The 13,858-nt window shown below is 67.1% G+C and carries 12 protein-coding genes; 5 read left to right on the plus strand and 7 right to left on the minus strand.

The genetic code is table 11. The features are described from left to right. The first annotated feature begins 124 nt into the window (after nt 1-124). Both ASG20_RS05530 and ASG20_RS05535 read left to right on the plus strand, forming a co-directional pair. Nucleotides 125-739, plus strand: coding sequence for an ABC transporter substrate-binding protein (locus ASG20_RS05530; protein ID WP_056049555.1), 615 nt, complete (start codon nt 125-127; stop codon nt 737-739). After that, nucleotides 736-1,755: an MlaA family lipoprotein gene (locus tag ASG20_RS05535; protein ID WP_056049558.1), complete on the plus strand. Its 1,020-nt coding sequence runs from the start codon at nt 736-738 to the stop codon at nt 1,753-1,755. Before ASG20_RS05530 ends, ASG20_RS05535 begins: the two co-directional genes overlap by 4 nt. A gap of 12 nt (nt 1,756-1,767) precedes the next feature. Here ASG20_RS05535 and ASG20_RS05540 read toward each other — a convergent pair whose 3' ends face one another. The 3 genes from ASG20_RS05540 to dxs are packed head-to-tail and all read right to left on the minus strand — an operon-like array spanning nt 1,768 to nt 6,702. Then, nucleotides 1,768-4,356: an MMPL family transporter gene (locus ASG20_RS05540; protein ID WP_201780675.1), complete on the minus strand. Its 2,589-nt coding sequence runs from the start codon at nt 4,354-4,356 to the stop codon at nt 1,768-1,770. 7 nt (nt 4,357-4,363) lie between these two features. Next, nucleotides 4,364-4,789 carry a DUF2141 domain-containing protein gene (locus ASG20_RS05545; protein WP_056049562.1) on the minus strand — a complete coding sequence of 142 codons (426 nt, stop codon included), beginning with the start codon at nt 4,787-4,789 and terminating at the stop codon, nt 4,364-4,366. Continuing rightward, a complete protein-coding gene (gene dxs / locus ASG20_RS05550; RefSeq protein WP_056049564.1) occupies nt 4,786-6,702 on the minus strand; it encodes a 1-deoxy-D-xylulose-5-phosphate synthase in 1,917 nt (638 codons plus the stop codon). Before dxs ends, ASG20_RS05545 begins: the two co-directional genes overlap by 4 nt. Before the next feature lie 115 nt (nt 6,703-6,817). Here dxs and ASG20_RS05555 point away from each other — a divergent pair, with 115 nt between their 5' ends. Then, nucleotides 6,818-7,405: a CDP-alcohol phosphatidyltransferase family protein gene (locus tag ASG20_RS05555; protein ID WP_056049568.1), complete on the plus strand. Its 588-nt coding sequence runs from the start codon at nt 6,818-6,820 to the stop codon at nt 7,403-7,405. Here the strand turns inward: ASG20_RS05555 and ASG20_RS05560 are convergent. Genes ASG20_RS05560 through aepX form a run of 4 tightly spaced genes read right to left on the minus strand, consistent with a single transcriptional unit; the run spans nt 7,382 to nt 12,190 of the window. Continuing rightward, nucleotides 7,382-8,524: a 2-aminoethylphosphonate--pyruvate transaminase gene (locus ASG20_RS05560; protein WP_330218657.1), complete on the minus strand. Its 1,143-nt coding sequence runs from the start codon at nt 8,522-8,524 to the stop codon at nt 7,382-7,384. The two genes, ASG20_RS05555 and ASG20_RS05560, sit on opposite strands and share 24 nt — an antisense overlap. Continuing rightward, nucleotides 8,467-9,426 carry a lysylphosphatidylglycerol synthase domain-containing protein gene (locus tag ASG20_RS05565; protein WP_056049571.1) on the minus strand — a complete coding sequence of 320 codons (960 nt, stop codon included), beginning with the start codon at nt 9,424-9,426 and terminating at the stop codon, nt 8,467-8,469. The genes ASG20_RS05560 and ASG20_RS05565 overlap by 58 nt, the downstream gene beginning before the upstream one ends. Beyond that, the gene (aepY, locus tag ASG20_RS05570) at nt 9,423-10,559 is read right to left on the minus strand and encodes a phosphonopyruvate decarboxylase (protein ID WP_056049574.1); all 1,137 of its coding nucleotides are present in this window, start codon (nt 10,557-10,559) and stop codon (nt 9,423-9,425) included. Before aepY ends, ASG20_RS05565 begins: the two co-directional genes overlap by 4 nt. Continuing rightward, entirely contained in the window at nt 10,559-12,190 is a 1,632-nt protein-coding gene (aepX, locus tag ASG20_RS05575) for a phosphoenolpyruvate mutase (protein WP_056049577.1), read from the minus strand. The genes aepY and aepX overlap by 1 nt, the downstream gene beginning before the upstream one ends. Nucleotides 12,191-12,293: 103 nt before the next feature. On the opposite strand from aepX, the gene ASG20_RS05580 reads away from it, so the two are divergent. Both ASG20_RS05580 and ASG20_RS05585 read left to right on the plus strand, forming a co-directional pair. Further along, nucleotides 12,294-13,055, plus strand: coding sequence for a phosphocholine cytidylyltransferase family protein (locus ASG20_RS05580; protein ID WP_056049580.1), 762 nt, complete (start codon nt 12,294-12,296; stop codon nt 13,053-13,055). Nucleotide 13,056: 1 nt separating this feature from the next. Then, entirely contained in the window at nt 13,057-13,830 is a 774-nt protein-coding gene (locus tag ASG20_RS05585) for a phytanoyl-CoA dioxygenase family protein (RefSeq protein WP_056049583.1), read from the plus strand. Nucleotides 13,831-13,858: the final 28 nt, after the last annotated feature.

A 13,858-nucleotide genomic window follows, 5' to 3' on the forward strand; every position in this document is an offset into this window, starting at 1 on the left:
GGCGAAAGGTCAAAACTTCGGCTCGGCCCCAAGAGCCTCCGGATTCCGCCGCCTATTCGCTTTCTGGACCTGGCACGCGCCTGTCGGTATGCGATCATGCAATCAGTTTTTCGGAGAAACCCGCATGCGATCCCCGCTCCAGATCCTGCTGTCCTTGGCCGTCCTGCTACCCTCGTCCCTGCTTGCCGTAGCACCCGTTTCGGCGCAGGCGAGCGATCCGGCACAAGCGCCGGTCAAGGCGCTCGACGACGGCCTGCTTGGCATCATGAAGAGCGGCAAGTCGGAAGCCGCCCGCGCCGCTGCGATCGGCCCGGTCATCGATCGCAGCTTCGACCTGCCGTTGATGACGCGGCTTTCGGTCGGCGCGGGCTGGACCACGGCCAGCGCAGCCGATCAGAGCGCGCTCGTCGCGGCCTTCCGCCGCATGACGATCGCGCAATATGCCAAGAACTTCGACAGCTGGTCCGGGCAGGCCTTCACGATAGATCCCAAGGTCGACACGCGCGGTGGCGACCGCCTGGTCCGTACGACGCTGTCGAGCAAGTCCGGTAGCCCGACCGCCTTGTCCTATCGCCTGCGCCAGAGCGGCGGCAGCTGGAAGATCATCGACGTCTTCTACCGCAATTCGATCAGCCAGTTGGCGACGCGCCGTGCCGATTTTGCAAGCGTCCTTCAGAGCGGCGGGGCCAAGGCGCTGGTCGGCCATCTCGATAGTCTCGCGGCGAAGAGCGCCAGGTGACCCCAGCGATCGCGGCACTGCTGCTGGCCGGGGTTTCGCAGGCCGCGCCCCTCCCCCAACGTGCGCCTCCGCCAGCGCAGGTGGGCGAGGCGCCCGCCGCTACGCCTCCAGCCGCCGCACCGCGTTCCCGTCCTCGCCATGCGCGCGGGGATTCGCTTGAGGGTTTCAATCGTCGCATGTTCGCGACGCAGCAGGGTTTCGATCGACGGCTCTTCCGTCCCGCGGCGATGGGATACAAGCATGTCGTGCCCAAGCCGGTGCGATCGGGTATCCGCAACGTCTTCAGCAACCTGGGCGAGCCGATCGTCTTCCTGAACTATCTGCTGCAGCTGAAGCCCGGCAAGGCCGCCGAGACCTTCGGCCGCTTCATGTTCAATTCGACGCTCGGGATCGGCGGGCTGGTTGACGTCGCCAAGCTGCCGGCGATCAAGCTACCACACCGACCCAACGGGTTCGGCAATACGCTGGCCCTCTACGGTGTGAAGCCGGGGCCCTATATATTCCTGCCGTTCGTCGGGCCGTCGACATTGCGCGATCTGCTCGGCGGACAGGCTGACGGACTGGTGCTGCCGCTGGCGGTCGGATCGCCGTTCGACCGGCTCGAATACCAGGCGCCGCGCGCTGTCCTGACCGGGCTGGACACGCGGGCGGAGGCGGACGACGATCTGCGTGCATTGTTCGCCGGTGCGGTCGATCCGTATGCGACGCTGCGATCGGTGTACCTGCAAAATCGGGTAGCCGAGATCCAGCGCTTACGGGGAACCAGGGCGAAGGCAGCCGGTGGCGAACTGGGCGACCCGCTGGCAGATCCGGCGAGTGGCGCTACGGTACCAGCGTCGGATGCTCCCGAACTTTCGGACCCGTTGGCTGATCCTGCGGCAATGTCTTCGCCAACGGCGACGCCAGCCCCATCGGCACCTGACTCCGCTCCAGAGCTTTCCGATCCGCTGACCGACCCAGCCGCGCCTCAAGCGGATCCTCGGACGCAGAACCCGCCCTCCACGCCATTACCCTGACCTTCGTCAGGATTACAGAGTCTTGGAATCCGTCCCTTTGCGGGGAGGCCCGAGCAACGCAGGTTCAAAGATCAACGCGCAGACGAGCGTCCAGGCGAGCGAGATCATCAGGATCTTGCCCATGCTGGCGGTACCCGGATGGTGCGACAGCCACAGGCTGCCGAACGCGGTGCCGGTGGCGAGCGCGCTGAACACGATCGCGCGCGCAAGGCTCGATTGCAGCAGTTCGGTCGCGCCGCCGCGCCATGCCATCACGAAATAGATGTGGAACGCGACACCGACGCCGAACAGCAACGGGAACGCGATGATGTTGGCGAAGTTGATCGGCTGGCTAATCACGACGCAGGTGCCGAGCGTCAAGAAGATCGACAGCACGACCGGCGCCAGCGTGAACGCCACCTCCTTCGCATCGCGCAGCACCGCGAACAACAGCAGGCTGACCAGCACGAGCGCGATCACCCCGGCCTGCACAAACGCGCCGGCGATCGTGAACGCGGCCGCCTGGGTCGCGACCGGCAGCCCCGATGCGTTGGGAGCGATCGCAGTCACGGCCGTGCGGAACCGCTCCATCACGCGGTTGTCGTTGGCATTGCCGGACGGGAACACCGAAACCCGGTACTGGCCGGTCGGGGCCTGCCAGTCGCGGACCAGCGCCGGTGGGAGCGTCGCGCGCGTCACGCCCTGTGCCTGCAACGCCGCACGCGCCTGATCGAGCATGACCGCGAGCGGTTGCGACAACATGTCGTCCACCCGGTTGCGTGCCGTGGGCTGCGCGGCGGCAAGCCGATCGAACGCATCGGCCAGCCCCGAACGATCGCCAGCCTGGCGCAGCTTGGCGGTCACGGCCCGTAACGCGGCGACGCGCGTGGCATCATCGGTGCGGGGGGCGACATCGAACGGGTTGAGCGTGAGGTCGAGCAGGACGTTGGCATCGCCGATCGCCGCCAGCTTCACCGGCTGGTCGGCGGGCACGAAGCTGTCAATCGAGATGACCTGCTTCACTTCGGGAAGGCGGCTCAGCTGCCGGGTCAGTGCGACAACGCGGGCATGATCCGGGGCGAGGATATCGATCGTGTTGGGCGTTCGCGTCGGATCTCGCGTCAGATCGGCGAGCGTGCGCATCGCCGGACCGTTCGGATCGCGCAGATGGAGCGGATTGAAGTCGAAGGTGACGAACGGCAGCAGCGCGATACTGGCCAGCATCGCCACGCCGAACGCCCATAATACCGTCCGCCGCCGCGTTTCGAGCGCGCGATCGATCGGTGCAGCCCAGGCGAACCCGACCTCGCGGGTCGGCGCCCCCGGCCGCAGGAGCAGCACCAGCGCGGGGAGCAACGTCACGCTGAACGCCAGCGCGATCACCATGCCGAGCCCGGCGATCACGCCCAGCTCGGCGACCCCGATATACGCGGTCGGCAGAAACGCACCGAACCCGAGGAAGACCGCGCCGGCCGCGAGCAGCAGTGGCGCGCCGAGCGCGGTCGCCGCGCCGCGCAGAGCGTCCGCAGGGCTGGCACCGTCGACCCGCTCGGCGTTGAACCGCACGCAAAGCTGGATCCCGAAGTCGACGCCGAGGCCGACGAACAGCGGGATGAACGCGACGGAGATCAGGTTCAAACGACCGACCACCGCCATTCCGACCGCGGTGGTGACGACCAGACCGACGACGATCGTCGCGACGATCGCGGCGACCAGCCGAACCGAACGGGTCGCGAGCCAGAGCGTCACCAACATCGCCGCCAGCATCACCAGCCCGACGACGCCGATATTCTCCTCCAGCGTCGCGAACTCCTCGTCCGCCAGCGGTACCTCGCCGGTCAGGCGGACGTCGACGCCGTGCGCTGCATCGAGCCGCAATGCGCCGGAGGCTGCGGCGACGGCACGGGCGGCCTCCTTGCCGGGGGTCAGAGAGCCGTAGTCGAGCACCGGCCTGACCAGGATCAGCCGACGGGTCGGTGCGGCGAGCGCCGAACTGCCGTCTGCGAACAGCGTCTGCCAGGAGAAGAACGCCGGCTTGCCCGCGAGGACGCGATCGGTCGCCTGCGCGAGCGCACGCATCGGCGGATCGATCTGCGCCAACGTCGCCGAGCCGGCAGCCACCCCGTCGAGCATCGTCGACAACGCGCCTGCGACACCGTGCAGCGACGGATCTGCAGCAAGCGGCCCAAGCATCGGTTGCGCCGCGATCAGCGCCGCGGTCGCCTTGCGGACGTCGTCGGGGGAGCCGAACAAAAGGCCTTCGCGCGCGAAGAAGTCGCCGCCATCGGGTCGGCGCACCAACTGGAAATGCCGCGGGTCCGCCGCCAGCCGCATCGACAGCCGGGCCGCGCCATCCTCGGCGAGTTCGGGCGTCCGGCCATCGACGACGATCAGCATCGCGTCGCGCAACTGCGGGAACGCGTCCTTCATCGCGCGCTCCTGACGCCGCCAGTCGACATCGGGCGAGATCAGCGCGCCGGTATCCGTCGTCATCGTGAAGTGCGTGGCGGTGAACAGCAACGCGAGCAACGCGGTGAGCAGGCCGAGCGCAGTCGCCAGCCAGGGCCGGCGCATACTGATCGACACGAGGCGCGGGACCAGCATCCGCAGGGTCGAGGACATCGTCACGTCAGAGGAAGTACCGCAGTTTCAGCGCGATCGTCTGCGCGTTGCCATCGAACGCGAAGACGGCAGCGGACCATTTCGGCGGCGCCATCCGGATCGGCGCATCGTTGGAGAAGCCGACGCCTTCCTTGGGGATACCGAACAACGCGCGGTCGACCTTGCCGTTCGCGTTCGCGTCGTGGAACGCCTGTACCGCGTAAGTGCCGGCAGGCAGGCCGCGGACGGTCACGGTCGTCATACCCTCCTGCGCCGGTGCCACCCCCGACCACGGGCAATCCTCCTTCAGGAACTTCGCTTGCGGGCAGACGTCGACATGCACGCGCCCCTTGGCGTTGCGGACATTGCTGACGTGCACCGTCAGGACCCCCTCCGGTGGCGGCGCAGCGCCCACCAGCAGGATAGGCAATGCAAACGCAGCGACACCCTTCATGCCGACACGCCCGCAGCAGCGATATTATGCCTGAGGGCTTTCAACACGGTGTCGACCAACGCCGTCGCGTCGAGCCCGGCCTGTGCATATTGGCGTTCCGGCTTGTCCTGATCCTGGAAGACATCGGGCAGACGCAGCGTGCGCACGGTCAGACCGCCGTCCAGCAACCCCTCGTCAGACGCCATCGTCAGGACGTGTGCGCCGAAGCCGCCGACCGAATTCTCCTCGATCGTCACCGCGACTTCGTGCGTGGTGAGCAGCTTGCGGATCAGGTCGACGTCGAGCGGCTTGGCGAAGCGAAGATCTGCGACCGTGGTCGACAGACCCTTGGCTTCGAGGATTTCAGCGGCCTTGAGCGCTTCCTCGAGACGCGTGCCGAGCGACAGGATCGCGATCTTCTTGCCCTCGCGCACGACGCGGCCCTTGCCGATCTCCAGCAGCTCGGGAGTCTCGGGCAGTGCGACGCCGGTGCCGTTGCCGCGCGGATAGCGCACAGCGATCGGGCCGGTGTCGTACTGCGCCGCGGTATGCGTCATATGGACGAGTTCGGCCTCGTCCGCCGCCGCCATCACGACGAAGTTCGGCAGCGTCGCGAGGTAGGTGACGTCGAACGAGCCTGCATGGGTCGCACCGTCGGCACCGACGAGACCCGCGCGGTCGATCGCGAAACGCACCGGTAGGTTCTGGATCGCCACGTCATGCACGACCTGATCATATGCGCGTTGGAGGAACGTCGAGTAGATCGCGCAGAAAGGGCGCATGCCCTGTGCGGCCAGACCGGCGGCAAAGGTGACGCCGTGTTGCTCGGCAATGCCGACGTCGAAGAACCGGTCGGGATACGCCTTGGCGAACGCGTCGAGCCCGGTTCCCGACGGCATCGCCGCGGTGATCGCACAGATCCGCGGGTCCTTCGCGGCCTCGGCGACGAGCTGCGCGCCGAACACGTTCTGGTATTGTGGCGGGCCCGGTGGCGCCTTGGTCTGGACGCCGGAGATCACGTCGAACTTCTGCACGCCGTGGTATTTGTCCGCAGCGGCCTCGGCGGGGGCATAGCCCTTGCCCTTCTTGGTGACGACGTGGACGAGGATCGGGCCTTCCTCGGCATCGCGGACATTCTCTAACACCGGGATCAGGTGTTCGAGATTGTGCCCGTCGATCGGGCCGACATAGTAGAAGCCGAGTTCCTCGAACAGCGTGCCACCCATCGTCATGCCGCGGGCGAGTTCATCGGTCTTGCGGATCCCGTCCGCGATCGGCTTTGGCAACCGCTTGGCGAGTTTCCGGGCCAGATCGCGGAAACCCAGGAACTCGCGACTGGACACGATACGGCTGAGATAGGCCGAGAGACCGCCGACCGGTGGCGCGATCGACATGTCGTTGTCATTGAGGATGACAACAAGGCGGTTACCCGCCTGCGCGGCGTTGTTCATCGCCTCGTACGCCATGCCCGCGGACATCGCGCCGTCGCCGATCACGGCGATGCCCCTGCCGGGCGTCCCCGCGATCTTGTTCGCGATCGCAAAGCCAAGCGCCGCCGAGATCGACGTCGAGGAATGCGCCGCGCCGAACGGGTCGTATTCGCTCTCGCTGCGCTTGGTGAAGCCGCTGAGGCCACCGCCCTGGCGCAGCGTGCGGATCTGGTCGCGTCTGCCGGTCAGGATCTTGTGCGGGTAACACTGGTGACCAACGTCCCACACCAATCGGTCGCGCGGGGTGTCGAAGACATAGTGGATCGCAGCGGTCAGCTCGACCACGCCGAGGCCCGAACCGAGATGCCCACCGGTGGTGCCAACCGCGGAAATCGTCTCCGTACGCAATTCGTCGGCCAGCTGGCGGAGCTGGTCCGGATGCAGTTTGCGGAGGTCGGTGGGTGTCGAAACGGTATCGAGCAGCGGGGTCGCAGAAGAAGCCATGGTCGGTTCTAATCCACCGGTTTCGCGAATACAAAGCGATGTTTCGGCGATGTCGGCCGCGCAAGCCACTACCGCGCCATGACACCCGCCTATCTCGCCGATCCGGAGCTGCCGCTTGAGCCACAATACGATCATCCACCGCATCGTTCGGCCTGCCGTCCGGATCGCCGCGCGGACCGCGATCACGCCCAACCAGATCACGACGGTGCGACTGGTGTCGGGCTTGGCTGCCGCTGTGTGTTTCGCGGGCGGGACATATGGCTGGATGGCGATCGGCGGGGTCGTGTTCGTCGTATCGATGCTGCTCGATCGCGCCGATGGCGAACTCGCGCGGCAGACCGGACAGATGAGCGTGTGGGGCTATCGCTACGATCTCGCCAGCGACTGCATCGCCAGCGTCGCCACGTTCGTCGGGCTAGGGATAGGGTTGGCCGCCACGCACGGCATGGCCGCGCTCTGGCTCGGTATTCTCGCAGGCGTCGGCATCGGCACGCTGTTCGCCGAACTCAATGTCCTGAACTTCGCCGACGTCCGCGGCTATGAGCTCTCGGCGGGCTTCACCGTCGATCCAGACGACGCGATGATCCTGGTGCCGGTGCTGATCTGGCTCGGCCTAGCTTGGCCGATGACGATCGCCGCAGCGGTCATCACGCCCAACGCGGCGATCATCATCGCGCTGCTAGCCTTGCGTCGCCGCGGCTAGCGCGGGGCGCATCGCGGTTACCAACCGATCGAAATCCGCCGGACCGATCGCGCCGATGCACCCGATCCGGAACGACTCCGCCTTGGTCAGCTTGCCCGGGTAAATCACGAACCCGGCTGCGGCGAGCGCGTCGTAGAAGGTCGTGAAATCGAAGCGATCGGGCGATCGGAACGTGGCGATGATCGGTGCCTGCAACGATCGATCGAGATACAGATCGAGACCCAAGGCATCGGTGCCGCGCAACAGCGTCGCGAGGTTGCCCGTATAGCGCGCAAGCCGGGCGGTGCTGCCACCCTCCGCCTCCAGCCGCCGGAGCGCTTCGACGAGGGCCGCGACGACCTGCACCGGCGGAGTGAAGCGCCACTGGCCATTCGTTTCGAACCCACGCCACTGTGCGTGAAGGTCGAGGCTCATCGACGCGCTCTGTCCGGCGCACCCATCCAGCACCGCGCGGTCGACCAGCGCGAAGCCGAGGCCCGGCGTCCCTTCGAGGCACTTGTTGCTGGAAGCGAGGATCGCGGCAACCGGCAGCGTAGACAGGTCGATCGACAACGCGCCGAAGCTCGCCATAGCATCGACGATCAGCAGGCGACCGGCGTCGGCCACCACCCGGGCAACCTCTTCAAGCGGATTGAGCAGCCCGGTCGTCGTCTCGACATGGACGAACGCGACGTGCGTGATCGCCGGGTCCGCCGCCAGCCGCGCCGCGACGACCGTAGCGTCGACCGGTTCGTTCTCGTCCCAGCGCAGCGTCTCGACGGCACGCCCCAACCGTGTCGCGATCGCCGCCATACGCTCGCCATACGCGCCGTTGATCAACACCAGCAGGCGGTCTTCCACCCCGAGCAACGTGCCGGCCGCCGCCTCCAGCGCATAGGTACCACTGCCCTGGATCGGCACCGCGACATGCGTTTCGCCGCCATTCGCAACGTCGAGCAACCGCCGTCGCAGTTCCGCAGTGAGCGCGACGAACGCCGGATCGCGCGAGCCCCAGTCGTCGAGCATGGCCCGGCGCACGGCAGGATCTGTGGTTAGCGGACCCGGCGTCAACAATAGAGGCGTCACGATAGTCCTTCCTGCACGCCACCGACCGGCGGTCGCGCTTCCATTCGGTGCCACACGGCCAGCCCCGGCAAGCCCAGCGCGAGTTCGCGGATACGGCGGATCAGCGATAGCGCGAGTGCTTGCTGCGGAGGGATGCCGAACATCGCGCAGATCAGCAGATATCCCCCCTCCTGCACACCGAGCGCGCCGGGAATGAGGAAGCCGACGCCGCGCACCGCCTGCCCCAGCCCCTCGATCACCATCGCCTCACGCAGCGACGCGTGCACCCCGAGGACGTGCAGCCCGGCCCAGGTCTCGATCCCGCCGAGCAGCCACGACAGCAGGTGCCAGCCTGCCGAACGCGACAGTCTGGCGGGGTTCCGGTACAGCGCCAGCACGGCGGCGTTCAGTCCGGTGAGATCGCTTGCCTTGGTCCAGCGGGCAACGCCGCGCTCGATCAGCGCGAACAGGCCGAAGCGCTGCGCGACGACGAACGCCACGGCCATCGCGATGCTCGCCACCGTGACGCCGATCGCGAGCGTCATCGCCTCGCCGCCATGCGGCCCGGCGATCAGCAGCGCGACGCACAGGATCGTGAAGATCGCCTGCGTCGCGCCCTCGACCGACAGATCGACCATCGACGAGGCCAGCGATGGCGCGAGCGGCGGTCCGCGTCGCGCCAGCAGCCGTGCGCGTACCAAATCGCCGCCGATCTGTGCCACCGGTAGCAGCGCGTTCACCGACTCGCGGATCCAGCGCAGGACATACAAGCGCGACACGGGGGCGCGCCGGTCGAGCAGTTCCTGCCAGCCGATGGCCGATGCGAACGTCTGTGGCAGGTGGAGCAGCACGACGAGTGCGATCCCCCATCCAGCCTGCCGCAAAGCCTCCAGGATTTTCGCGAAATCGTTTGTGGCGATCAGCGTGACCGCGAGGATCAGCCCGATGACGACCGCCAGGATCGCGGACCGCTTCACCGCGCGAGGAACGCCTTGAACCGCCGCGCGACCGCCTCTGGAGTCACGGTCGGGCGGCCGAGCGTCGCCATCGATCCGGCGGCGATCCGCAGGTGGATCATCGCCGGGCGACCGGCGGTGGCGGCTTCGGCCCATGCCCGCTCGAACCCATCGAGGTCATCGCAAGAGGCGGCATAGCCATAGCCGCAGGCGACTGCGACCGCGGCGAAGTCGACCGAGGCCGAGACCGTCGCCTGCCCGCCGGTCGAGTCGTGTACGCCGTTGTCGAGCAGGATGTGGATCAGGTTAGCTGGCGCCTCCGCGCCGATCGTCGCCAGCGTGCCAAGCTTCATCAGCGCTGCACCGTCGCCGTCGATGACGACGACTCGCTTCGCGGTATTGAGCGCGACGCCGAGCGCCATGCCGGCCGCGCCGCCCATCGATCCGACCTGATACAGATGCTGCTCGCGGTCTGCGAGCGTGAACAGCTCGCGGCCCGACTTGCCGGTGGTCGCGATCACCGCGGTCGAATCGTCCGTGAGCGCGAGGAACCGTTCGAGCGCCGCGACACGGGTTGGTCGCGCGCCGCGCGTCGCGTAATCCGCAAGTCGTCCTCGCGCAGGCAGATCACGTGGGCGCTGATCGAGCGCGGTATCGGCGACATCGCCTTTCGCCATGACGAACGCGAAAGGCTGAGACGAGGCGTCCATCGCAGTGACCGCCTCGCGCAACGACGGCACAATCGCGGCGTCGACATTCGGGAACGGTCGGTGCTCGATCCCCATCAGGCTCAGCAGGTCATGCGTGATCTCACCCATCACGACATGCTGCGGTTCGTCGGGTTCGCCCGGCCGGCCGCGCCACGTCGTCACCAGCAGAGTCGGAATTCGGAAGGGTGCGTTGAGCGAGGTCAGCGGATTAACCATGTTGCCGAGCCCGGAGTTCTGGCACATCGCCACCGTGCGGCGCCCGGCAAGCCACGCGCCCGCGGCGATCGCGACCGCCTCGCCCTCGCTCGCCGCGCCGACATAGCGAAGCGCGCGATTGGACAGCACGCCGTTGATCAGCGGCGTCAGATAGCTGCACGGTACGCCGGTGTAGAAATCGAACCCGGCGGCCGATGCCTCGGCCATGAAGGCGTCCGCGGTGATCATCAGGTGAAGTTGCGCGCGTCGGCGACGTCGGCGAGCGTGTTGACGTCCATCCAGTGTCCCATGAAATACTTGACGCGCACCGGGTGCTTGGCGGCGATCCGGGTAAGCAGCAGCGGCAGGTCGGCGGTTTCGAGCGAGCCCTCGGCGGACAATGCGGCGATCTCCTCGCGCAGCCATGTCGCGCCGGTCGCGCTGAATCGCGCGAGGCCAACCCATTCGCCGCTTGCGTCCGCGGCCAGATCGCTGCCCATCCGGATCATGTGCGCGGGCGCATCGTCGAGATAACCGCCCGAGAAGGGATGATCGGCGAGCACCAGATCGCGTACGCGCGTGTCCTTGCGCTGCGCAGCGTCGACCGCGAGCACCACGTCGGCCTTGCTCGAAAGCAGGCTCTCCAGGATGTAGTTGCGGAACAGCACGTCGCCGTACGACACGACCAGCTCGCCGGTCAGCGCCGCGTCCGCCTGCGCCAGCGAATACGCCTCGCCGGTCTCGGCGAAGCGATCATTGTCGACGGTGCGGATGCCCTTCACCGCCACCGCATCCTTGGCAAAGCCGCGCACCACCGTCACGTCGCGGATGCCACTGTCGGCGAACGTCGCGACCTGACGCGCGAGCAGCGACTGGCCGCGCACGTCGATCATGCATTTGGGTTTGTCGCGAGTCAGTTCGCCGAGATCGCCGCCCGACGCCGCCAGCACGATCGCGCGCGGACGCGGAATCTCGGGCAGATAGCGCCGCTCCGCCTCCTCGAGCTCGGCGTTGCCCATCAGGCGGAACACCTCCTTGACCGGGATCACGCGGCCCTCGACGTTGCTCAGCGACTGTTCGTCGTGGATCGTCCTCGCGGTCTCGCGCATCGCCGTGATCGACGCGCGCATCAGATGGTTCGCCCAGATCACCGTCGAGATGCCCGCCTCCCGGAACAGGTCGGTCGGCGTCGCATAATAGGTGGTCGGGACGATCACGACCGGCGCTCGGTTACCCCAGCGCCGGCAGAATTCGAAGATCTCGGTCGGCTCTGCCTTCTTCGAATGGATCAGGATCGCATCGGCACCGGCCGCGTGATACGCCTCGGCCCGGCGCAGCGCCTCCTCCATCGGCCGGCTCGAGATCAACGCCTCGATCCGCGCGACGATGACGAAATCGTCGCTGGTCTGGCTGTCCTTGCCGGCGGTGATGCGGCCGCAGAATTCCCCGATCTCGGCCAGCGGCTGATCCTCGCCGATGAACGAATTGGTCTTCGGGAACAGCTTGTCTTCGATGCAGACGCCGGCGATGTTGCGCTCGCCGAGCTTGCGCACCAGCCGCCGGACATTGTTGAAATTGCCGTAGCCGGTGTCGCCGTCGACGAGGATCGGCAGCGCGCAGGCGTCCGCCATGTATTCCAGCACGTCGAGCACCTGCGTCCAGGACGCCTCGTTGCTGTCGCGCAGGCCGAGGCTCGCGGAAATGCTGAGCCCCGATGCCCAAATCCCGCCGAACCCGGCTTCCTCGGCGATCTTGGCGGACAGGCCGCTATGCGCCTCCATCAGGAAGGCGAGGTCGGGTCGCTCGATCGCGTGCCGCAACAGCGCTGCGCGTGAGGGCGATGGCGTCTGCGTTACAAAATCGGCGGGAAGGTCGTTCATGAAACGGGACTTTCGATGATCGTTCAGGCAGTGATCGAGCAGGCGTCGCGGCCGGCCCGATGTGCTTGGCCGCGGCAAGCCGGCTCGTTATAGACGCCGGGCCATGCAAACAAGCCGCCCCCTTGCCGCCGCCGCAGAAACATCGCCGATCGCCATCCTGCTCGCGGCCGGGGTCGGTCGACGGCTGGGCGAGACGCATGACGGCCCGAAAGTGCTCCTCGATTTCGACGGCCGCTCGCTGCTCGACCGCCATCTGGCGGCGCTGGCGGCGGTGGGCGTCGACGATCTCGTCGTTACCGTCGGCCATGAGGCGGAGGCGTTGCGGCACGCGATCGGCGACCGCGCGGGAACCATGCTCAACCCCGACTACCGACAGGGCAGTCTCGTATCGCTCTGGGTGCAGCGCGACCGCTTGCGCGCGGGCCGGCCGGTCCTGCTGATGGACGGCGACGTGCTGTACGACACACGGATGCTGGCGCGACTGGTCGCCGCGCCGGGCGAGGCGGTGCTGCTCGTCGACCGCGAACTGGAACCGGGCGACGAGCCCGTGAAGGTCTGCTTCCGGGGCGAGACGATGGTCGATTTCCGCAAACGCCCGGAACATGCGCACGACTGGCACGGCGAGTCGGTGGGGTTCTTCAAATTCGGTGCGGCGATGGCGGCAAAGCTTGCCGACTCCTGCGACCGCTATGTTGCGGCCGGTCGCACCGACATCGAGTATGAGGAGGCGATCCGCGACCTGATGCTCGCAGAGCCGGACGCGTTCACTTACGTCGACGTGACCGACCTGCCCTGGACCGAAATCGATTTCCCCGAAGACGTCGCCAAGGCGCGCGACGCGATCCTCCCGCATCTGGCAGGCTGACATGGCCCTGAACGATCCGAATCCGCTGACGGCCGACGACCTGGCGCATTTCGCCGAGACCGGATGGGTTGCCCGGCGCGGGCTGTTCAGCGCCGACGAGGCCGCGGAGATCGCACGCTGGACCGACGAACTCGTCGCCCTGCCCGAGATGCCCGGTCGGCACATGGTCTATTACGAGGACAGCCTGACCACTCCCAGCGAACGCGTGATGCAGCGGATCGAGGACTTCTGTCCCTATCACGCGTCGTTCGACGGCCTCGTCCGTCACGGACGGCTGTCCGCGGCGGTCGCGCAACTGCTCGGCAGCCAGGCGGTCCTGTTCAAGGAAAAGATCAACTTCAAGAAGGCTGGCGGCGCCGGGTTCGAACCGCATCAGGACCAGCAGGCGGGCTGGACGACCTATGCGCCGATGTTCGTCACGGCGCTGGTAGGTATCGATCGCGCGACGACCGAGAATGGCTGTCTGGAAATGACCAGCGCACCGCGTCTGTCGCAGATGATCGGAGAGGAGTGGCAGCCGCTCAGCCCCGAGCAGATGGCTGCGTTCGATCTGATTCCGGTCCCGACCGAGCCCGGCGACGTGCTGTTCTTCGACAGCTACGCCCCGCATGCATCGAAGCCCAACCTGACCGACGCGCAACGCCGCATCCTGTACCTGACGTACAACGCGGCGTCGGACGGCGATCACCGCCGCCGATATTACGACGACAAGCGCGCCAACTTCCCGCCGGATATCGAACGGTTGCCGGGGTCGAACTACGTTTTTCGCGTGTAGCGATAGAACGACGGTCCGTGTCGATGGC

Source organism: Sphingomonas sp. Leaf198 (genome assembly GCF_001424005.1).
Taxonomy (GTDB): Bacteria; Pseudomonadota; Alphaproteobacteria; order Sphingomonadales; family Sphingomonadaceae; genus Sphingomonas.